The 19,203-nt window shown below is 56.1% G+C and carries 21 protein-coding genes; 7 read left to right on the top strand and 14 right to left on the bottom strand.

The window, feature by feature from the left end; translation table 11 throughout:
- Positions 1–42: 42 nt before the first annotated feature.
- Entirely contained in the window at positions 43–699 is a 657-nt protein-coding gene (locus P186_RS02595; RefSeq protein WP_014287837.1) for an ACT domain-containing protein, read from the top strand.
- On the opposite strand, the gene P186_RS02590 is transcribed toward P186_RS02595, so the two are convergent.
- The 5 genes from P186_RS02590 to P186_RS02570 form a co-directional block, all read right to left on the bottom strand.
- The gene (locus P186_RS02590; RefSeq protein WP_014287836.1) at positions 696–1,682 is read right to left on the bottom strand and encodes a TIGR00269 family protein; all 987 of its coding nucleotides are present in this window, start codon (positions 1,680–1,682) and stop codon (positions 696–698) included. The two genes, P186_RS02595 and P186_RS02590, sit on opposite strands and share 4 nt — an antisense overlap.
- Position 1,683: 1 nt before the next feature.
- The gene (locus P186_RS02585; protein ID WP_014287835.1) at positions 1,684–1,905 is read right to left on the bottom strand and encodes a hypothetical protein; all 222 of its coding nucleotides are present in this window, start codon (positions 1,903–1,905) and stop codon (positions 1,684–1,686) included.
- Positions 1,906–1,925: 20 nt separating this feature from the next.
- Positions 1,926–2,564 carry an HAD family hydrolase gene (locus P186_RS02580; protein WP_237179449.1) on the bottom strand — a complete coding sequence of 213 codons (639 nt, stop codon included), beginning with the start codon at positions 2,562–2,564 and terminating at the stop codon, positions 1,926–1,928.
- A complete protein-coding gene (locus P186_RS02575; protein ID WP_148682646.1) occupies positions 2,531–2,710 on the bottom strand; it encodes a helix-turn-helix domain-containing protein in 180 nt (59 codons plus the stop codon). Before P186_RS02575 ends, P186_RS02580 begins: the two co-directional genes overlap by 34 nt.
- Positions 2,711–2,858: 148 nt before the next feature.
- Positions 2,859–5,456: an MMPL family transporter gene (locus P186_RS02570; protein ID WP_014287832.1), complete on the bottom strand. Its 2,598-nt coding sequence runs from the start codon at positions 5,454–5,456 to the stop codon at positions 2,859–2,861.
- Between the two features lie 82 nt (positions 5,457–5,538).
- Between P186_RS02570 and P186_RS02565 the strand changes: the two genes are divergently transcribed.
- The 3 genes from P186_RS02565 to P186_RS02555 are packed head-to-tail and all read left to right on the top strand — an operon-like array spanning position 5,539 to position 9,295.
- Positions 5,539–6,678, top strand: a complete 1,140-nt coding sequence (locus P186_RS02565) for an ABC transporter permease (RefSeq protein ID WP_014287831.1) — start codon at positions 5,539–5,541, stop codon at positions 6,676–6,678.
- The gene (locus tag P186_RS02560; RefSeq protein WP_014287830.1) at positions 6,669–7,433 is read left to right on the top strand and encodes an ABC transporter ATP-binding protein; all 765 of its coding nucleotides are present in this window, start codon (positions 6,669–6,671) and stop codon (positions 7,431–7,433) included. The genes P186_RS02565 and P186_RS02560 overlap by 10 nt, the downstream gene beginning before the upstream one ends.
- Positions 7,430–9,295, top strand: coding sequence for a coiled-coil domain-containing protein (locus tag P186_RS02555; RefSeq protein ID WP_014287829.1), 1,866 nt, complete (start codon positions 7,430–7,432; stop codon positions 9,293–9,295). The genes P186_RS02560 and P186_RS02555 overlap by 4 nt, the downstream gene beginning before the upstream one ends.
- Here P186_RS02555 and tes read toward each other — a convergent pair.
- Positions 9,292–11,025, bottom strand: a complete 1,734-nt coding sequence (gene tes, locus P186_RS02550) for a tetraether lipid synthase Tes (RefSeq protein ID WP_014287828.1) — start codon at positions 11,023–11,025, stop codon at positions 9,292–9,294. The two genes, P186_RS02555 and tes, sit on opposite strands and share 4 nt — an antisense overlap.
- A gap of 80 nt (positions 11,026–11,105) precedes the next feature.
- On the opposite strand from tes, the gene P186_RS02545 reads away from it, so the two are divergent.
- The gene (locus P186_RS02545; RefSeq protein ID WP_014287827.1) at positions 11,106–11,819 is read left to right on the top strand and encodes a TrmB family transcriptional regulator; all 714 of its coding nucleotides are present in this window, start codon (positions 11,106–11,108) and stop codon (positions 11,817–11,819) included.
- 77 nt (positions 11,820–11,896) lie between these two features.
- Here P186_RS02545 and P186_RS02540 read toward each other — a convergent pair whose 3' ends face one another.
- The 6 genes from P186_RS02540 to P186_RS02520 are packed head-to-tail and all read right to left on the bottom strand — an operon-like array spanning position 11,897 to position 17,497.
- On the bottom strand, positions 11,897–14,293 hold the full coding sequence (locus tag P186_RS02540; RefSeq protein ID WP_014287826.1) for an arcadin-4: 2,397 nt from the start codon (positions 14,291–14,293) through the stop codon (positions 11,897–11,899).
- Positions 14,271–14,441 (bottom strand): arcadin-3, encoded by a 171-nt coding sequence (locus tag P186_RS13990; RefSeq protein WP_014287825.1) that lies wholly within the window; start codon positions 14,439–14,441, stop codon positions 14,271–14,273. Before P186_RS13990 ends, P186_RS02540 begins: the two co-directional genes overlap by 23 nt.
- Before the next feature lie 34 nt (positions 14,442–14,475).
- Positions 14,476–15,072, bottom strand: coding sequence for an arcadin-2 (locus tag P186_RS02535; protein WP_014287824.1), 597 nt, complete (start codon positions 15,070–15,072; stop codon positions 14,476–14,478).
- A gap of 14 nt (positions 15,073–15,086) precedes the next feature.
- Positions 15,087–16,385: a crenactin gene (locus P186_RS02530; protein ID WP_014287823.1), complete on the bottom strand. Its 1,299-nt coding sequence runs from the start codon at positions 16,383–16,385 to the stop codon at positions 15,087–15,089.
- Between the two features lie 23 nt (positions 16,386–16,408).
- Positions 16,409–16,750, bottom strand: coding sequence for an arcadin 1 (locus P186_RS02525; RefSeq protein WP_014287822.1), 342 nt, complete (start codon positions 16,748–16,750; stop codon positions 16,409–16,411).
- 30 nt (positions 16,751–16,780) lie between these two features.
- The gene (locus P186_RS02520) at positions 16,781–17,497 is read right to left on the bottom strand and encodes a nitroreductase family protein (protein WP_148682645.1); all 717 of its coding nucleotides are present in this window, start codon (positions 17,495–17,497) and stop codon (positions 16,781–16,783) included.
- 45 nt (positions 17,498–17,542) lie between these two features.
- Here P186_RS02520 and P186_RS02515 point away from each other — a divergent pair, with 45 nt between their 5' ends.
- Positions 17,543–17,764 carry a CpXC domain-containing protein gene (locus P186_RS02515; protein ID WP_014287820.1) on the top strand — a complete coding sequence of 74 codons (222 nt, stop codon included), beginning with the start codon at positions 17,543–17,545 and terminating at the stop codon, positions 17,762–17,764.
- A gap of 98 nt (positions 17,765–17,862) precedes the next feature.
- The gene (locus tag P186_RS02510) at positions 17,863–18,249 is read left to right on the top strand and encodes an Hsp20/alpha crystallin family protein (protein WP_014287819.1); all 387 of its coding nucleotides are present in this window, start codon (positions 17,863–17,865) and stop codon (positions 18,247–18,249) included.
- 4 nt (positions 18,250–18,253) lie between these two features.
- On the opposite strand, the gene endA is transcribed toward P186_RS02510, so the two are convergent.
- Together endA and P186_RS02500 are read right to left on the bottom strand one after the other, a co-directional pair.
- On the bottom strand, positions 18,254–18,805 hold the full coding sequence (gene endA / locus P186_RS02505) for a tRNA-intron lyase (protein WP_014287818.1): 552 nt from the start codon (positions 18,803–18,805) through the stop codon (positions 18,254–18,256).
- Entirely contained in the window at positions 18,802–19,152 is a 351-nt protein-coding gene (locus P186_RS02500; RefSeq protein ID WP_014287817.1) for a hypothetical protein, read from the bottom strand. The genes endA and P186_RS02500 overlap by 4 nt, the downstream gene beginning before the upstream one ends.
- Positions 19,153–19,203 lie beyond the last annotated feature (51 nt).

Raw genomic sequence — 19,203 nt, 5'->3', positions numbered from 1 at the left:
ATGTGAGGATAAAGATTTAAATAATCCGGGTGTTGTGCCTCAATGCTTAACCGTGAGATTTACCTAATTGCAGACGGCACTGGATCTAGGCTTGGGGAATTCCTCGTCGAGCTAAATTTTGACCAGCCGGGTATATTAGCCACGCTCTCCAATATTTTCGCAGAACACGATGTGAATATTATCAACATAGCCATAGACGCAGACCGCCAGAATCTGCACTTCATAGTTGACCTTACCCTTGTCTCTGATGATCAGATCAAGGACATTGTCAAGAGCCTCCAGATGTTTGCCTTTGTGAAAAAAGTGAGGTATAGGGTGTCCACGACGTCGATTTTCGTCCCCAGGTGGATAATCCACGTTATAAACGGGAAGTCTAGCATATCTATAGAACGGGACTTGATGCCGCTGTTGCAGGAACCCGCCAAGCTGGCGGAGGAGCTTGCTAGGAGAGACGCGAAGACCGTTAAGGAATTGGTGGCGTCTGTCGACCCACTCGTCCTAGACGAGGCTATATACATTGCGCAACTCAGAGGTCTCTACACGGTGGAGAATACCGAGGTGAGGGAGGGGAGGCTCTCGGCTAGGCTTTGTAGCCTAGCGCAGCCAATGGCCAGGAGGTACGTCGAGGTGTTTGTCAAAGAGCTGGGGGCGCAGGCTAAGCTGAGTGACGAGGGGATCTGCCTGACGCTGGAGGCTTAGGCCGTCTGCCCCCCTCCTGCCCTACCGAGGTATGTATCCAAGAGACCTGCTTTTTCAAATAACTCACATACACGGCATACCTCTCTGGACGTCACCGAGTTGCAGTACCTGCACCTCCTCATGGGCTGGGGGGGTTGGGCTTGTAGAAACTTAGCTAGCTTTTCGCCAAAGGAAACTAGGCTGTACTTCACCGTCGGCATCTCCCTCTCCATTTCCGCCAGTGTGAATTTGAGCTGGTAGCGTGGGTTCGCCACGACATAGGGGCATTCCAGCTCCATGAGGGGCACGCCGTGGTAGTAGGCGTAGAGAGCCACCTCCTCCTCTCTCACGTACTTCAGCGGCTTTATCCGGGGTATCAAGTCCTTCTCCTCGGCGTCTTCATAGTGGCCGTACCACCGAAACCGCGAGAGGTTGCCCATCAAAACATTCATAAGCGCCGTCTGGGCCTCGTCGTCTAGGTTGTGGGCTGTGGCTATCTTAGTCCAGCCCCTCCTCTTCCCAATGATGTTCATGGCGCGGCGCCTTAACACGCCGTCGATAGTGCACATGTGGACCTCGTGCCCCGCCTTCGCGAGCCTCTCGGAGAGCTCCATGGCGGTTACGCCAAAGATATCCTTAAAGTGGTAAACGTTGTACTCAACGCCGAATTTAGACGCCACCTCTTTCACGTAGTCCTTCCTCGACATGCGGTAGAAACAGCTGTAGGGATGCCCCTCGTTTATTGTAAAAGCCTCCATCTTCACCTCTTTCAGCAACCCCCTCTCCCTCAGTCTGCCTAAGATGTGGAGAAGGACGAGGCTGTCCTTGCCCCCGGAGACCGCCACCGCGACGTAGTCCCCGGGTATAATCATCTTCTCTCTCCTAATCGTCTCAAGGACTTTTTTCTCCAGCGAGGTGAATAGGCAACGGAGGCATAGCCTCTCGCCGCTAACCACGCGGAGGTACTGGGCAGGCCTCTTGCCGCAACGCTGGCAGAGGCTCACGCTACTTCTTCAAGTCGATGTGGGGTATGGCGCCGTGCTTCCGCTCCGCCTTTTCCATCTCCAGTGTGAAGGTCTCCAGCGAGGTGCGGAATATGTAGAACACAATTCCACAGTTTCTACACCTAGCGATCATTATCGTATTTTCAGGACCCTTGTGGCGGTATGTATGTGGCGGCGGCAGAGCCTCCCACTCCGGCAAGCCGCAACGTGGACATGTAATCACCGCCTCATCTAGTTGTGTATTTATAATCTTTCTAGCCCTGTCGACAGCCACCTCGCCGCGCTACAGAGGTCTGGGAAGTTCAAATGGCCGCCTTCTGCGCCGACTATAACCGTCAAAATGCCAAGGCCCAGAGCCCCCAGGTCCTCTACGCTGTCGCCAATGTAGACTGCGCTGTGCGGCTCAGCCCCTAACTTTGACAAGGCGAATTTAAACACAGATTTCGACGGCTTTCTCCTAAGCAACATGTCCGAGGTTAGAACTAAGTCTACATGTAGATTTCTCTCCTTCAGGAAACTATCTATAAAACACCTACAGGGGGTGTTGGACAAAACGGCGATCCTCCCCCTGCTGGCGAGGGCGGAGAAGAACTCATGTACACAAGGCGCGGGTTTCATACGTCTATTCACGAGATCCATAAACCTCGCCGCCAGAAATCTGTGGTCAAGATCAGACCTGTGGGATAAGGCACGGGCCACAGCTCCAAGAGGGACTTCGTACCCGGCGCTCTGTATCTTCTCGACAACCCAAGCCACCTCATCCACCACATGGGCATCTACAATTTCACGCCAGACATCCCAGAAGTTAATCCGCTCTACAACCAAGCCCCAGAAGCTAGTTATGAAATTCATCTCGGCTTGTATCGAATAGTCATGCCGCATATCACCTCCACCTCGCCGCGCTCTATCAACCTCATCAACGCCCTCGTGGCCACAGGCGGCGGAATGCCCTCTCTATACGCGGCCTCCACCAGATCGTCCAGATCGGCCTCGCCCAGCCTCTTCAAAATTTCATATACGCCTACCACGTGCACGATAAACCACCGAGCTTAAAAACACCTCCCACTAGCCATAAAACGCGTAGCAATTCGACAAAAACCTAACGGAAAAAAATATACAAGGGCTCGTGGTGTTAGGACCTATGCTGGATCTGTTAAGTTATTTAAACGACGTGTGTCACAAGGGTGCGGTCTTGGTTTGGGCGGGCGGCTTGATGTTGTAGCCGGTGATCCACCACCAGTTGTACTTCCCGGCTAGCACAATCAGCGCGGGGACTACGAGAGGCCTAATTAAGAAGGCGTCTATGAGCGCGGCTAGGGCAATGGTGAAGCCTACCTCCCTAAGTACTAAAATCTGGGAGAGTGCTAGGGTGGAGAAGGCCACTGCCAAGATCATGGCGGCTCCGGTGATTACAGGGCCTGTGGTGACTATGGCGCGCCTCACCGCCTCCCTCTCGTCGAGCCCGCCTTCAAGCTCCTCTCTAATACGCGTAATGATAAAGATGTCGTAGTCGGTGCCCACGGCCATGAGGAAGGAGAACAGGACGACAGGAACGAGCCAGTAGGTGGGCTCGCCGAGCACCTCCTGGAATAGGAATACCTCGGCGGCTAGGCTCCAGGATATGGACATGAGCACTGTGGCTATGAGCCTCAGCGGTATTAAAAAGCTCCTCAATAGGAGGGAGAGTATAACGAAGACTGCGCCTATGATTACATATATCTGTAAATTCCAGAACTTTACATATATCTCGCTGAATATTACATTTTTCCACGCGGCGGCGCCGCCTATTAGGAAGGGGCCGTATACCTGGCGTAGCTTGTCGAGTTCATGGTAGATTTTGAGGAGTTCGTCGGATGTGTCTTCCACCGAGAGTTTAATTGATACCACGTACCAGCCGCCGCTCTGTTCTACTGTGTAGTTTACGAAATGTGGTAGGTGGGCCACGGCGTCTAGTAGCCCCGGCGGCGGGGGGCTCTTCATCGCTAGGTAGGTGGTGGAGAGGGCTGTGACATTGGGGAAATATCTCACAGCAATTTCGAGAGCTTGCTTGTACTGAGTCTCTGGCATCGCCACCACGGGGTTGGTCGTCACCTTGAGGGTGGTTACCAGGTATGCGAAGGAGGCCAGCGTAGCCAAGGCGGAGATCGCCGCGACTAGAAGAGGTCTCCTCAGCGCTGTGGTCACGGCCATCTCCATTAGCCTGGATCGCCCCTTGTGGAGGGCCACCGTCTTCTTAGGCCAGAATATGAAGTCGCCAAGTGCGGCGAGTATGGCGGGGAAGACGAGGAATACCGTAAGCACCACGAAGGCGGTAGTTATGAGGTAGCCGATGCCTATGGACTGCATAAAGGGGAGGCGGGATATGGCGAAGGAGCCCAGCGAGGTGGCCACCACGGCGGCGCTGGCCGCGATGGCTCTGTTTGCGTATCTCCTAACGACGGCCAGGGCCTCTGACTTGTCTTTGCCCTCGGCGCGCTCCTCTGCGTATCTACTTGCCATGAGTAGCATGTAGTCGACTCCGATGGCGAAGATCACAGGCGCTGCCATGTAGACAGTTAGGTAGTACGTCTTCTGTATTTCATGTATTTGATATATGAAGCCGAGCGTTGCTAGGTATGTCAAGCCCACTGTAGCCACGATGATTACGGGCGTCAGAAATGTCCCCATTACCATGAGCAACACCGTGAAGAGAGCCGCCGCGGTGGATCTATCTATCTTAGACACGTCCTCGGTCACCACGCTGGTAAAGCTCTTCAATAACAAGGATGTAGAGACTGGCACGCCCAGCTGGGGAGGCACCTCCGGCGAGTCTCCCGAGGTCTTAATGAGGGCTAGTGCGTATCTATCGCGGTAGATAAGAGCCGCCGCGGGGGGTAGCGAGCTGATGGTGGGGGGCGGCAACGTTTTGGTTATGTTGCGTATGAGATCTTCTCTAAACATCTCCACAGCCCTATCCACATCCCCGCCGCAGACGAGATACGGCAGGTACGGGCGCACAACTGGAGGAGTCGTGTTGAGTAGCTGGAGGTAGACGTACTGCCTCACGCCCACTGCGTCGACAACGCGGGCGAGCTCAACGGCGCTTCTGTTGAGGCGGGTAGATAGGAGGGCTTCTGTCACTGAGTCCAGGGCGGCTTGGCTAGCCCACTTTCTCCACGTCACGTTTGCCAAATAACGCGACACGTTTCCATATACCTCGTCTGCCGCCAGCCTAATGGCGGCGTCAACGTCGTACTTCTCCACGTAGCGCCGGAAGTGCTCTAGGAATTGCTGCGTCTTGTTATCCACAGCCTTGCCCAGCGCCGCCGCGCCGTAGGTGCCCAGTATTAAAAGCCTTGCCTTCTCCCTAGCCTCTCTATACCCCTCTACTAACCTCGTCAAATCTCCACATATTTTAGCGGTGGCGTTGGAGATCTCCAGGGCCCCCTCCCGGAACCTAGACGTGGCGTTGTTAACCACCTCAGCCACCCTCTCATTATATAAGCGCAGAGCCTCGTCGAGGATGCTCCACGCCGACGTGGTGTTTGGGAAAAGTGCCGCCAGGCTCCTCGCCTTGTCCTCGAGGCCTGGGCCGGATATCACCACTGGTACCAACTTAGCCCCTCCGTGGCTCGACATGTTTTTAACTATCGACTCCACCAACTTCGGCTCTATGTCCCGTGGCATGAGTTGCGACTCATCGTACACAAGTACGTTGAATACTTGTGCCGACATAAATGCGAGATATATGTAAAGTGCCAACGCGACGGCGGCGGCCGCCACGAGCCTCCTCACGTGGGGCCGCCCGCCTTGGTATAAATAGTTTAGTCAAGCGGCTTGTCGTGAAGACTTTATATACCAGAGCGGCGGGTCACGCGTGGAGCACATCCTAATGATCGCCGTTGGCGACTTCCGCGCCCGGCTTCTACGCTACTTGCTCACCGGCGTGGCGATAGGCGTAGGAGTCGCCCTACTCGTTGCCTTGTACGCGGTGAGCGACGCCACTAGGAGCTACGTCGAGGACATGCTCTACAAAGTCTACCCCGCGGACTTACTGATGTATTCAGAATCGATAAACATCCCACAGGGTGTGTTGGACGCCATTAGGAGAGTTCCCTACGTGGAGTCTGCAAATGGGATAATCCTCACCTCCGGGGTATACGGGGGTAAGGTGGTGTCGATAGTGGGAATCCCTCTGAGACATGTGGACTACTTCGCCATAGATCTCAAGGAGGGCCGCCTGCCCGAGGCGGGCGGGGAGGCGGTGGTGGAGGAGTCGCTGGGGGTAAGGCCGGGGGACACCATAACCATTAAGATATACTCCGGGGCGCTCGGCGGCGAGAGGGCGCTCCAGGTGAAGGTGGTGGGGGTGATGCGTAGCTTCATGAGGGGCTTTGTGGGTGCTTTTAGACTGAACTTGGTGGTTGTGTCTCTCAGCTGGTTGCAGGAGAACATCGGCGCAGGGCCCTTCGTTAATGCCGTCTTGATTACAGTCAAGGACAAGACACAGGTAAAGCCGTTGGAGGCGGCGCTTAAGGGGACTTTTAGAGACGCCCAAGTGTACACGCAGGAAAGCCTCCTGGAAACGGTGACTCAGGTCTTCAACGCGCTGAATGTTGTGTTCTCGGCGATTGGGGGCGCCGGGTTGGCCGCCGCGGCAGTGACCACTTTTGCTGTGATGTCTATAACGGTTCGGGAGAGGCTTAGGGAATTCGGCCTGCTGAAGGCTATTGGCCTCTCCTCACGCGACATAACAATATCGGTGATGGTTGAGGTGCTGACCATCGCCGTCGCCGCCGGCGTAGGGGGCGTGGCGGCTGGCTACTTCGGGGCGAACGCGGTGAAGCAGGTGCTTCTAAACATGGGCATAAACTTCAACGTCGAGATAGTCTTCAAGCCGTATTACCTCCTCCTGGGCTTGGGCACCTCGGCTGCTGTGGCGTTGGTGGGGGCCGTGTCGCCGATGTACAGAGTGGCTAAGCTGAGGCCTCTGGAGATTATGCAACTATGGCGGTAGAGCTCCGCAACGTCACGAAGATATACGGCAACGGCGTGGCGAGGACGGTGGCCCTCGACAACGTGTCGCTTTCTATCTCGGCTGGGGAGAGCGTAGTGCTGATGGGGCCCTCGGGCTCCGGCAAGACAACCCTCCTGAACATAGTGGCCGCGCTTGACAGGCCTACCAGCGGCGAGGTCTACATAATGGGCGTAGATGTGACTAGACTGCCGGAGGGCAAGCTGGAGAGGTTTAGACTGAGGAATATAGGCTACCTCTTCCAGTCCTACAACCTCATCCCGTACCTAACAGCCGAGCAGAACGTAGCTCTGCCGCTGATAGCGCTGGGAATTAGGAAGGAGCTTGCGCTTCTAAGAGCCAGGGCTCTTCTGGAATTCGTCGGCTTGGAAAAAGCCGCTGGGCTTTACCCACACCAGATGTCTGGGGGCATGCAACAGAGAGCCGCAATCGCCAGGGCCCTCGCCGCGAACCCGCCGCTGATTGTGCTAGACGAGCCCACTTCAAACATCGACCTCGAAAACGCAGCTGGGGTCCTTGCCCTAATCACAGCGGTAAACAAGATCTTCAAAGCCACTGTGTTCATTGCGACGCATGACCCAGACGTCGCCCGCGTGGCGACGAGGATTGTCTACATGCGAGGCGGCAAGGCTTATGAAGCCGCGGAGCCCCCTAGGAGAGAGTTTAAACTCGACATGGGACGCGCGGCGGAGATATACGAAAAGCTAAGACTCATAGACGAGCTCATAGGTCTATGAAGAGCTGGGCCCCCCTCCTCGTTCTGCTAGCGGCGCTGTCGGCGTCCGCCGGCCCCATGGTGGTGGTGACATACATAGTGAAGCCAGACGGCACTGTCGAATCCTCCGCAAAGTTGCAAGAGGTGTTGATAAACAACTCGCCTGTTGCCGTCAATAAGTCAGGGGTTTTGTTGCCGCCCTATTCCGCCGTTGTGAGAGAGGTTGGTGTTCGTAACGTGTTCCCACCCTTCCTCAGATTAGAGACAGAGCTAGAGTACGTCAACGGATCGTTAAGTAGCGGTGTGCTTTACGCCAAGGGGGGCGTCGCTGTGAAACTGACTTTAAAAATGTGGCAGATTCTCCCCATATCCACGCCTGTCGTTGTCTCGGTCGCCGTCGACGACAAGGTGGCTGTGCTCTACGAAGAGCCTCCCTCTACAATATCCCAGGTATCCGGCGCTACTGTCTACTACTGGACTCTTTTGGTAAAGAACTACACTGAGTTCACGTTGACATTTAAGGTCAGGGAGTTTGGCAGCTTCGGGGCCGTGCGGATGCCCACGGTGTTGGCCACCGCAGCTCTTGATATAAACAGGACAGTTAACGCCTTGGAGGGCCAGGTTAGGGGCTACAGGCTCGCCGCGGCTCAGCTAAGCAACTTGTCAAACGCCGTGTCAACCTTTACCGACGTTGTTTACCAAGGCGTCCAGAACCTAACCCAGCTCGTGCAAATACTAAACGCCACAGGCATTGCCATGGATGAAGGCGCCACGGCGCTGAACGCCTCCACATACGCTATTGAGGCGCTCCGCCGGCAGTTACTGGCGCTTGGCGACGCAACGAGAGGTGTTGCCTTGACGATTAACCAGAGCCTCCTTCTCGTAGACTACCAATACACCGCTTTGATAACAGCCGCCAATCTCCTAGAGACCCAGTCGGCGGCTCTTACGTCATACAGCCGCGCCGCTGGGGATGCGGCGAGGAGTCTCGGCGACATACGGAGACAGCTCGCCGCAACTAGAGACAGCTTGTACAAAGCCCGCTACTCGGTAGATAATGCGCTGAAAAGCGTAGAGGAGGCTAGGGGCAAGGTGGCGGGCATAAACGCGACCGCTACCCTAGCCAGAGAGGCGATTGACGGCGCCGTTTCGCTCCTAGACACAGCCGCCAGCCAGCTACGCTCACTACGCGACACGATTGACTCGTTGATTTCCGCGGTGGAGGCCGCCATAAGCGCCGTCGACTCGGCCACGCAGACGCTGGAGACAACGAGTAAAAGCCTTGGCGAGCTGGCCCCCCTTCTAAACAGCACAGCGGCGTCTACGAGAAGCAACGCCACAGTGCTAAGAAGGGATATGCCTAGGGTTTTGCTAAATGCTTCAAGAAACCTCTACCAGATTTCGGCGAATCTCAACAAGACCGGCGACGAGGTGACGCGTCTTGCAAACCCGCTGTACAACGCCAGCAAGACACTACGGGCCGTCGGTAAGAAGCTGAGGGAGGCCGCCGCCTCGCTAGAGAAGCTGAGGGCGGATCAGGTGAAGGCGCTTCCCCGCCTAGGCGCGGTTAAGTCCGTGGTAGATAACTACACTCAGACCGTCGAGGCACAGATCAAGGAGCTGGAGATGCAGAAGAGGGCACTGGAGATATACTACGCCGCCGTTAACAGTAGTAAAATCGAGCTACGCTACTTCGTGGAGCTACCCATAGTTGTGAAAAACGTGACCATAACCTTAAGCCCTAGATCCAAGAGTCTGTCTGCGAAAGGAGTGGGTTTAGAAGGCGCCTTTCCGCCGTATGCGGTGGCGCTGATAATTGCCACAGCCGCGGCCGGTGTTGTAATGTCCAGAAAAATCCAGAGGAAAAACTGGGGAAGGCCCTAGGCCTGTTTGCTTAATTCTGCGAACTTCTGTTTGCTCCACCCAGTGAGCGACAGGCCGGTGACCTTTACCCACGTCTTGGGATCCACCTTGAACGAGCTCTCTACTTTCTCACGGTGGCCTACCACGTTGTATGTGCAGAAGGGGAACACGCGGCCGTCTGGCGTTGCGTAGTGGATATCGCAACGCTGGACTCTCTCCACGTCGTAGTTCATGGTGTCCATGAAGTGCATTATGCCGATGCCGACCACGTTGAAAAAGAAGCGGCCCAGCGAGTCGTAGTCCTTCTTGACTAGGAAGTCGTATATAAGGTCCTTCACCCTCTTGTGTTTAACTGCCTTCAACAGCTTCAGCGCCTTAACCTTAGCCGCCTGCTTATACACACCTCCCTTCACAGCAGTGTAGTACACATCCCACGCCCCCTTCTCAAAGGCGTCTACGTCCACCAGCTTCGTAATGGGGTATATCCTCTTCTCGTCCTCGTCGTAGTAGATAAAGGTGGCTGCGCCGCACATTGGGTTCATTGAGAAGAGCGGCTTCGGCGAGTCCGTCAGAGCCTCCACCATCTTCGCCACCGCCACCGGCCAGTTAGTGGGCCTCCAATCCCACCTGCTGATCACCCCCCCGGTCTGCTTCTCAATTTCGATAATTGTGTCTGGGATTGTAATGCGGTACTTCCTCAGCTCCTCTTTTGAGTAAAGCCTCGCGCGTCCTGAGAAGCTGACGGGCTGGATGTTAACCCACCTAACCACGTCTCTATGCTGGATGGCGAAGTCAATGATGGAGCCTAGATCCTTGTCGTTGTAGTTCCGGGCCAGCGTCACTACGAGGACAATGGAGCGGTGGCCCAGCTTCCTCGCGTTTTCAATAACCCTCTCTTTAATTAGCCTATAGGCCTTGGGGTGGTACAGCCTGTGTCTCCAAACTCCCTCATTCTTCTCGTCGATAGTGTCGAACTGGAGGTATAGCGACGAGATGCCTGCGTCTAGCAAGGCCTTGTAGTACTCTATGTCGTTCGCCAGCCTAATGCCGTTGGTGTTTATCTCTATGTGGGTAAAGCCAAGTCTCTTAGCCATCCGCACTATCTCGGGCAGGTCGTCTCTCAGCGTCGGCTCTCCGCCAGATATCTGTACGGCGTTTGGCGGCCACGGCTTCTGGGCCCTAAGCGTCCTTAGCATGTACTCTATCTGCTCCAGCGTCGGCTCGTAGACGTAGCCGGCGGCCCCCGCATTTGCGAAACACACCGGGCAGGCCATGTTGCACCTATTAGTTACGTCAATAATTGCGAGCACCGTATTTGATTTATGCACGGGGCACAGGCCGCACCCCTCTGGACACGCCCCCATGTCCTTGTAAAACTCCAAGTCTGTATAGGGGTTGGCTAGCCCCTTGGCGATGTACTCAGGCCTGTCCCACTGGAGGAAGTAGTAGTACATCTCGGCGTCGCCCCAGTAGAGATCCTCAAATACCCCGTGCTCGGGGCACCTCTTCTTCAACCATATAGCCCCGTTTTCCTCATAAACCACAGCTGGAATCCTCGCGTTGCAGACAGGACACAGCGAGAGCGTAGCCTTCACAACTCTCGTATTTTCGTGAAGCCCAAACTGCTTCTTCAAAGCCGTCTGCCACTTCTCGTTGAGAAGAGTAGACTTGTACCTCTCGGCTAGGTTATACCTTGAGAGATCCACCAGCCTCCTCGGCGCCTCAGCCACCTCCAGAACCTGCTTGCTCATGCGGTCCATTGCGCACTAATATTTAAGTTTTTTAACAAAATTCTGAGAAAAACGTTAAAAATCAGAGACGTGGAGGCGCCGTGGAGAACCTACTGGATCTCGTGGGTCTCAGTAAGAGGGAGGTGGATATATACACCGCCTTGGTGGAGAGCGGCGAGCTTTCGGCGCGTGAGCTAGCCGAGAGGCTGGGCATCCCCTACACAAAGATCTACACACACCTAGAAAAGTTGCATAAAATGGGCCTTATTGCGCCAGTAGGGGGACGCAGGCCGCTGAAGTACAGAGCAACGCCGCCTGCGGAGGTTTACAAAAGCCTCGTAAACCGCGCCTCGGAGATCCTCAAGTCGTTGAAGCCTCTCTTCGACAGCCTCCAGCTGATATATGAGAGTAAACACGCGACGGCGGCGCCGACCTTCCTCACCCTCATCCGCGGGGCGGAGAGAATTACTGATTTAATAAGCGAGATACTGTCAGCATCAGACGGGGAGGCCTACCTAGCGGTGCCCTTCCCGGAGCTGGTTACCTACCGCCTACTCGCCACCATAGCTGAGGAGTCGAAACGCATCAAGATAATGGTGCTGACCACGGAAAAGCTGAAGGACAGATTCCAGCTACCGCCGAGAGTCGAGATAAGGACTCTGCCGGAGATGTTCGGCGGGGGTGCCATCGGCAACTCCGTCCTCATATATGTAAAATACGGCGGGGAGATCTCCGGCGTGTACTCCAACGAACGCTTCATAATAGAGATAGCCAAGACCTACTTCCACAACGTGTGGCAAAGAGCTAAAATATAGGTGGCACCACTCACATGTGATGAATTCCAAGTGGGGCCACCGAGCCGTGAGGAGGGTCTGGAGCACTGAGCTGTGACTCACTGAGGTAGTTCGGACACCGGCCTCGCCACGGAGCTCTCTCCCTTCTCTATGGCGAACAAGTTGCACCTCGGCACCGCGGCCTTTACGATCTCCGCGAATTCTCTCGACTGCGTCGCTATGACTATTTGGAACTTTTTAGCCAGCTCCTCCACGAGGTCTACAAAAGCCTTTCTAATATTAACATCGACATACGGTATCGGCTCGTCGAATATGATGAAGCCGAGGTTAATCTTGGAGATATCCCTAAGGGCTAGGGCTAGGGCCAGGGCTATGGAGAGCCTCTGGCCGTCGCTTAGCTTAGAAATGCCGTACCTATCGCCGGAGGGGGTCACGGCGACGAAGTCGTAGTAGCCCTTTCGCTGTTCTAAATCGGCATCTACTCTCACAATATCTCCATATTTGTACAGGGAGGTGAAGACCTCGTTAAACCGCGTCTTCGCCACTTCTAGAAGTCTCGCCCTGGCGTTCACCTTCACCAACTCAAGCCTCGCCTTGAAGTCTTGCAACCTTCCGTAGGCGTAGAGCACGTCGTCCAACCTCTTCTTAAGCACGTCGGCGTCCTCCCCCACCTCCCTAACCACCTCCTCCAACATACCTCTCTCTCTATACGCCTCAGACAGCTTGGCGTAGACCCTCTCCAGCTCCTCCGCCACCTCCCTCCACCTCATGTCGAGGTCGAGGACCTCCCCAGAGACGCCGGCCCTTCTCAGAGCGTCCTCCAGCTCTCTCAGCCGTCGGCGTAGCTCCCTAGCCCTCAGCGCCCTCCCGTATTTAGACAAGGCCTCGGAGATGGTGCGCCTATCCACCCGCGTCAGCAACTCCCGCAACCTCTCCAACTTCTTTTCCAATTGCTTAACAGATTTCTCAGCCTGCAGAGCCCTCTTAACCACCTCTTCTCTCTCCAGCCTCAGCTCCTCCAGCCTGGTTTTCGTAGCCATGTACTCAGCCACGTCGCCGCTCAGAGCCTCCATCTCCTCCACCGCTCTCTCCAACTCCCGCATCTTCTCTCTAAGCGCCTCCGCCTCTTTTATCAAGGTGCCGTGCCTTGCCTCCACCTCTTCAGCTACCCGCAGGGCGTCGTCTCTCTTCAGCGGCCCTCCGCAGACGGGGCACTTCTTGAGGTCCGCCTCGGCGGCGTACATCGCCACGGTCCTAAGCGCCGAGGAGAAGGCCACGGCCCTCTCCACCTCCTCAAGCCTCCTTCTGTGCTCCGCCAAGGCCGACCTCGCCTCCTCAAGCGACTGGAAAGCCCTCTGCAACTCCTTAAAGCGTTGATACGACCGCTCTAGCCTCTTCAGCTTAGCACCAGCCTCGGCCTCCTCCCCCTCCAGCTTTTTAGCCCTGGCGAGGTACTGCTCATAGAGCCGCCTCGCATCCTGTATCTGGCCCTCCAGCTCCCTCTGCAACTTCACAAGGGCGTCGTAGGCCTCGGCCATGGTTGCAGACAGCACCTCGAGATCGCCGGCTTTCTCCAGCCTCTCCGCCAAATCCCCGCCTAGCATGTGTTCAAACTCCTCCACCGCCTCCCTCAACGCGCCTCTAAGCCTATCTACGGCGGCGATGTCCACCTCGCCGCCGGCGGCCGCCTCCTCCAGAACCTCCAGCTCAGATTTCGTCTTGTAGTACTCCAGGAGGAGAGCCTCGTTCTCCCTAAGCTTTGAGAGGTGCTCCGCCCTCCTCCTCGCCAGCTCCTCCGCGGCCTTTGACAACGCCTCCTCCCTACTCTTCAACGCCTCCACCTCGCTGGCCAAGCCCTCCAACCTCGACTTCACATTGGCAATCCCCCCGTAGCGCCTAATCACCTCTCTATACTTCTCATACGCCTTCAGCCTCCTCCTCAACTCCTCGGCCTTCTCCATAAGCGCCTTATCCACGCCGGAGATAGCCCTAACGACGCCGTCTACCACGTCTATACCAAATAGCCGATCTATGGCGATAGATCTCTTCTGCGATGTGCCGTAGATAAACCCCTCTAGAGATCTGTGAGACATGTAGACCAGCCTCTCGTAGACGTCCTCGTCGGCCCCCACAAGCTCCATCAACTTCTCCTCTGCCTCCCTCCCCCTGACCTCCAACCCGTCGACGTAGAGGAGGAGCCTCTCGGCGCCTCTCCTCCCCAGCCTCCTCTCCACCCGCAACACCCTATCCCCGCCACGCATCGTCAAGGCCACAGACATTTCATGAGCCTCTGTGTTGATCAAATCGACCAGCCTAGCTACCCGCTCCTTAACCTCTAGCTGCCTCCCAAACAACGCGTATTCGATGGCGTACAGCACAGAGGTCTTCCCCGCGCCTATCCTACCCCACAAGATGTTTACATCTCCAAAAGCAATTACATGCCTCCCCCTGTATGACCGGAAGTTCTCCAGCTCAATCCTCTCTATCCTCCACATCTACCCCCAGCCTCTTGAGGTACTCCAAGACAACAGCCCTCACGGCGCGGGCGCCCCCCTCCCTATACGACTGTATAAGCCTCTCCGCAAACCTACCCTCGTCAGAGTTGCCAAACACCCTCCTAACCTCCTCTATCAAGATATCCACACCACCACTGGAGCGGGGTAATTTAAATTCTCTCCTATCTCCCCCGGCTTCTCAATATTCTCACCCACTCATTATCCAGCACCGGGGGCCCGCCGGCCTCCTGCACGGCCCTTGGGGGCTCCTGCGCAGGCGGCGCGGCGCGTCTAAACTCCTCAAGCCTCTGATCCAAATACTTCCTGACCTTCTCCATAATAGAAGCCTCGAGAGCCTTAAGTTGTTCTCTTAAGTACTCCGCCACCGATGCCTTAACAGCCTCCGCCAGCTTCCCGGCGTCGACGCCGGCGGCTTGGAACTGGCGGGCTTTTGCGTATATCCTCACCTCAACCCCGTCGAGACCCCTAGAGGGATCCACAACCACCAGCCCCACCCCCTGGCTTTTGAAAAAACGGGGATCTACAAACACGGCCCCCTCCGGCAGGACGGCGAGGTAGACCTTAGAGGCCTCCAACCCGGCCAGGGCGGCTACCCGCTTGTAGAGCTCCCCCTCTTCATAAAGCTCAGAAAGGTAGAGCCCCACAGCCACTTTATTCAATCCATCATCGAACCACAGTACCTCGCCCTGCTCGCCGGTGTACCTCATGCCGAGTACCTCAGTGAAGTGGCGGATTACCAATATTCTGAGGAATTCCACGATTGTCTATGTTGCTATATATTTTTCTTTGGGTAGTACCAGCCCTCCCTTGTCGAGTCTGACCACTCAAGCGTCAGCGGCAGGGCGTAGCCGTAAATCACCGCGCCCCTCCAGACTGAGTACTGCGGCTCGGACACCAGCCTCACGTTGACTCTAGAGGCCAGCACGGGGTTCCTCTCCTCAAGCGCGATCTTCACCCTCGTCACGCTGTCCACAGCGACGTCCTCCAGACCCGGCGGCACCCGCCAGCTGAAGGCCCCTCCGCTTAAGATTATCTGGGAGGCCACCCTCTCCTGTATCTCCACGGAGACGTTCTTCAGCGAGGTTACTACAGCAGTGGCTATGTCCATCTCGCCGTAGAGGGTAACGTCGCCGATGACGGCGTTTTCAATGCTCAGCCGCGACTGCTCGATATAGCTCTTAATCTCCTCGTGATTGGGGTCGAAGACTATTTCGCCGATGAGAAACCGCGTCCATGCGTACTCCCTCGGGAACTCCACCTCGACGACTGGAGACAGCCTGACCTTGGCGACGAAGCGGTCTGGGTTAGACTTGGCGGCTCTCACGGCCTCCTTTAAATTCCTCGGCACGAGGCCCACGGCCCTCTTCACCACCTCCACGGCGTACTCCTCCCTAGCTATGTCGCTGTACCCCATGTCTTTTAAAATCTCCCGCGTAATGGCGTTGGCCTCGGCGCCGCCTCTGTTCAGTGCCACCAGCCCCTCTCTAATCAAGGCGAAGCTAATGGGAGCCACTTGTATATTGCCGTGGCCCCCCTCCACAATGATGCAGTTAACAGCGTTTTCCGCAATGGCGACTGCCAGGGGCTGGGGGAGTATAGTCACGGCGTGTATTTTAAACTCATCTGAGAGCTCTGTATATATGTCGAAAAAGGACTTGTACATATAGTCAGGTGCCAGGGCGGAGAGGGCAATTGACACTATCCACCCCCTGAAGTCCGGCTCCGATACTGGGAACTGCGCCAGGGTGTAGCGCGCCAGCTCCCTCAACACGCGCCAGGCGTCTTCGTCGTCTCTCCTAGCGATGCCGTCTCTCAGGGGGTACTTCAAATTGCGTTGTACGTCTCTGACGCTGGAGAGGTACTTCCTCACCTCCTCGTCGCCCACCACCAGCCCCCTGGACAAGACGTCGGGGGGGATCCTCATCTTTACAGACTCCGGGAGATCTCTCAAGAAGAGGCCGCGGGTCTGCACGACCCTCGGCTCGTTTAGCGAAATAGGGCCGTACTTCACATAGCTGGTGCCGTAATCCACGCCGAAGGTGAACTTCAACCTATACGCGTCCGTGATCACGAACGCGGCGGCGACCCACTTTTTTAACTTTCCGGCTTTATACTAATAACCCCGCCCTCTACGCTAATAGTAATAGTCTCCCCCACGTCGACGTCGCCGAAGATCTCCACCTCCTCGTCGGTGAGCCACAAGGTGACCCTCGGCACAGATATCTTCCCACCGCCGAAGGGCAACGACCTCACTATCTGAGTAACCAGCGGCATAACCTCCCTCATCAACTGCGCCGCCTGCTCGTCCTGCGCCGAGAAAGCCGCAACCGGCCCGGGTAGCTCCTTCTCCTCGATAATATCGATTTTTATATACCTAGTCCCGGTGGGGTCGTACACCAACTGTTTCGACACCACCACGCCTCTAATAACGACCACGGACCCGAGACATGGGCCAGATATAAATATTTACATAACCCCCATCTTCCTCAACACCGCCGTCATCAACTCGCTACGCCTATCGAAGTAACCACCAGCCCCGGCGTAGCGCTCCAGTAACCTCAGCCAGTCGCCAGATCTCGTCACCCTAGCCATCACCTCGTATGCCGCGGCCAGCGACTCCTCTGAATACGGCCTATACTCCTCTCTGTGAAACAGCATCTCCAGGGGGAGCCTCGGGCGTGGCGGCGGCTCCTCGTCGGGCACGCCGACGACTAGGCCGAAGAGGGGATAGGCGAGGCGGGGAAGACGTAGCAACTCGACCAGCTCCTCCACCGCGTTCTGCACAGCGCCTATGAAACAACTACCGTAGCCCATCGCCGTAGCGGCGAGGGCCATATTCTCGGCGGCCAGCGCGGCGTCCACCGCCGCGAATACAAAAAGGGCGAGTCTATTAGAGGCGAGCTGGCGCCCCCTGTACCTCAGCAACTCCTCTAGCCTGTAGAGATCTGCTAGAAATACAAAGAAGTCGGATCCCTCCTCGACGTGGGGCTGGCTAATCAACTTCGCAATCTCCGCCTTCTTTGCCTCGTCTCTTACCCACACGGCGCTCCAGAGGTGTAGAGTCGCGTCTGTCGGCGCGGCCCGGCCAGCCTCCATAATCCGCCTGACGGCCTCCTCGGGGATCTTCTCCCGCTTAAACCTCCTCACCGACCTCCTCCTGTAGATGGCTTCGAAGAAATCCACCACGGCGGGGTAAAAGCATTTATATTAATATTAACTAGGGCGCCTATGGTAGCCCAAGAATTCCCAGAAGATTGGGAATACTCAGGCGGGGAGCTGGAGAAAACGCTGAAGGTGCGGGCAACATGCCCGTACTGCAAACACAAATTCGAGGTAGAGATAGGCGAGAGCTGGTACAACATAGGCTTCTCGATTAACTGCCCTAAGTGCGGCCGGTCGTTCCCCATAAACGCCTACGGAGAGGTAATAGGGGTAGTTGGCCAAAAATAGTTTTTAAAGGCCACCTTTTAGACGGCGGCTACCCGCTTTCCGGCGCTAATCTTCTGGTAATACCAATGCCAGTTTTTTAGAAGAGAGGTTAGACTCACATGGAACCCATTAAGAAAATCGAAGAGGGGCTAAAAGAGCTGTATGACTCCAACGCAGGCAAGGTAGAGAGGCAGCCGGATGTCGATATCTACGACGTCGGCGAAAACCTCGTCTTCTACATCGACATGCCCGGGGTGAGGAAAGACAGCATAAAGGTCAGGGTTTACGACAAGGCCGTGGAGGTATTAGCCTCACCCACCCAGCCTGACGGCGGGGGGAAGCCGATTAGGCGGGAGAGGATATCCAACTTCCCCATCTCGAGGAGGATAGAGGTGCCGTACCGGCTGAGGGTAGACAGCGCAAAGGCGGTATACCGAGACGGGGTATTGCAAATCGTGGTGAGCAAGGCGGGGGAGTACGGAGTCGCTGAGCTTAAAATCGACTAGTTTTCTAAAGCTTCGCCCAGGTAAACCCCAGAAGCGTAACCTCGCCCGTCTGTTTCAACACTGTGGCTAGGGTAAACGTCTTCTTGACACTATGCCCAAGCCTGCCCCCCCGCGTGATGTCCGTAGCGGATATCCCCTTGTCCGGCTCTAGAAAGACAACCACCATAGGGGCGTGGTCAATCCCAGGCCCCTTCTCGTACACAGAGAACAACGCGCCGAATTTCAATCCGCTCTTCACCACGTAGCCCAAGTCGCGGAAGTATCTATATATCTTGTAAATCTCGTCGAAGTTCTTCAGCCTAGATCTCCCCAGCTCCGCCAGCTTCTCCGGCGGCACCTCCTCTCCCCCCTCGGCCATGACTCTCAGCCTCCCCCTCTCGGCGAGGTACAGCGCCTCGTAAAGCGCGAGCACGAGGGGGGCGTTTACGCGATCTACCTCATCTCTCTTAACCTTGTCGTAGCCTAGAAACCGGCCGTAGAACCCCTCTCTGTAAAGACTCCTGGCCGACTCGACGTCTTCAACCACTACGGCAAGCCCCCGCAGTATCCCAATCATTTCTTTCTAACAGTCACCACAGTGCCCTCTGCAATACCCAGGGCCCTCAAGTCCTCAGCCGAGACGTGGATCTCCCCACTCGGGATCTTCTCCCCCAGAACGGCCCTAAAGACCTTCTTCTTCTCGTGGGAGGACCCCCCAGGCGCCACTATCTCCACCTCGGCTGGCTTGTCCAACTCCTCGTAAACGTCGGGAGCCAGCTTAGCGACGCCATCCTCAACGCCCTCCGCGTGCCTTATCTTCGCCCTGCGCTCAGACTTCTTCTGCTCCCTCCTCTCCTGTTGCGGCGACAGGTATGGAGGGATCAATAACCTCTTCCCCCTCTCCACCTCCCTCCTCTCAGCCATAGCTACTCAATACCCACAGATTATAAAACGTTTCCCCCAAGCCCGCGCCGA

This window comes from Pyrobaculum ferrireducens (genome assembly GCF_000234805.1).
Classification (GTDB): Archaea; Thermoproteota; Thermoprotei; order Thermoproteales; family Thermoproteaceae; genus Pyrobaculum; species Pyrobaculum ferrireducens.
This window is presented reverse-complemented; position numbering and strand designations above follow the sequence as displayed.

What these genes read in the sequence shown, in the direction of transcription:
- P186_RS02595 (WP_014287837.1), top strand. Translation starts at nt 43, where the DNA reads ATGCTTAACCGTGAGATTTACCTAATTGCAGACGGCACTGGATCTAGG.
- P186_RS02580 (WP_237179449.1), bottom strand. Translation starts at nt 2,564, where the DNA reads ATGCGGCATGACTATTCGATACAAGCCGAGATGAATTTCATAACTAGC.
- P186_RS02560 (WP_014287830.1), top strand. Translation starts at nt 6,669, where the DNA reads ATGGCGGTAGAGCTCCGCAACGTCACGAAGATATACGGCAACGGCGTG.
- P186_RS02555 (WP_014287829.1), top strand. Translation starts at nt 7,430, where the DNA reads ATGAAGAGCTGGGCCCCCCTCCTCGTTCTGCTAGCGGCGCTGTCGGCG.
- tes (WP_014287828.1), bottom strand. Translation starts at nt 11,025, where the DNA reads ATGAGCAAGCAGGTTCTGGAGGTGGCTGAGGCGCCGAGGAGGCTGGTG.
- P186_RS02540 (WP_014287826.1), bottom strand. Translation starts at nt 14,293, where the DNA reads ATGTGGAGGATAGAGAGGATTGAGCTGGAGAACTTCCGGTCATACAGG.
- P186_RS02515 (WP_014287820.1), top strand. Translation starts at nt 17,543, where the DNA reads ATGGTAGCCCAAGAATTCCCAGAAGATTGGGAATACTCAGGCGGGGAG.
- P186_RS02510 (WP_014287819.1), top strand. Translation starts at nt 17,863, where the DNA reads ATGGAACCCATTAAGAAAATCGAAGAGGGGCTAAAAGAGCTGTATGAC.
- endA (WP_014287818.1), bottom strand. Translation starts at nt 18,805, where the DNA reads ATGATTGGGATACTGCGGGGGCTTGCCGTAGTGGTTGAAGACGTCGAG.
- P186_RS02500 (WP_014287817.1), bottom strand. Translation starts at nt 19,152, where the DNA reads ATGGCTGAGAGGAGGGAGGTGGAGAGGGGGAAGAGGTTATTGATCCCT.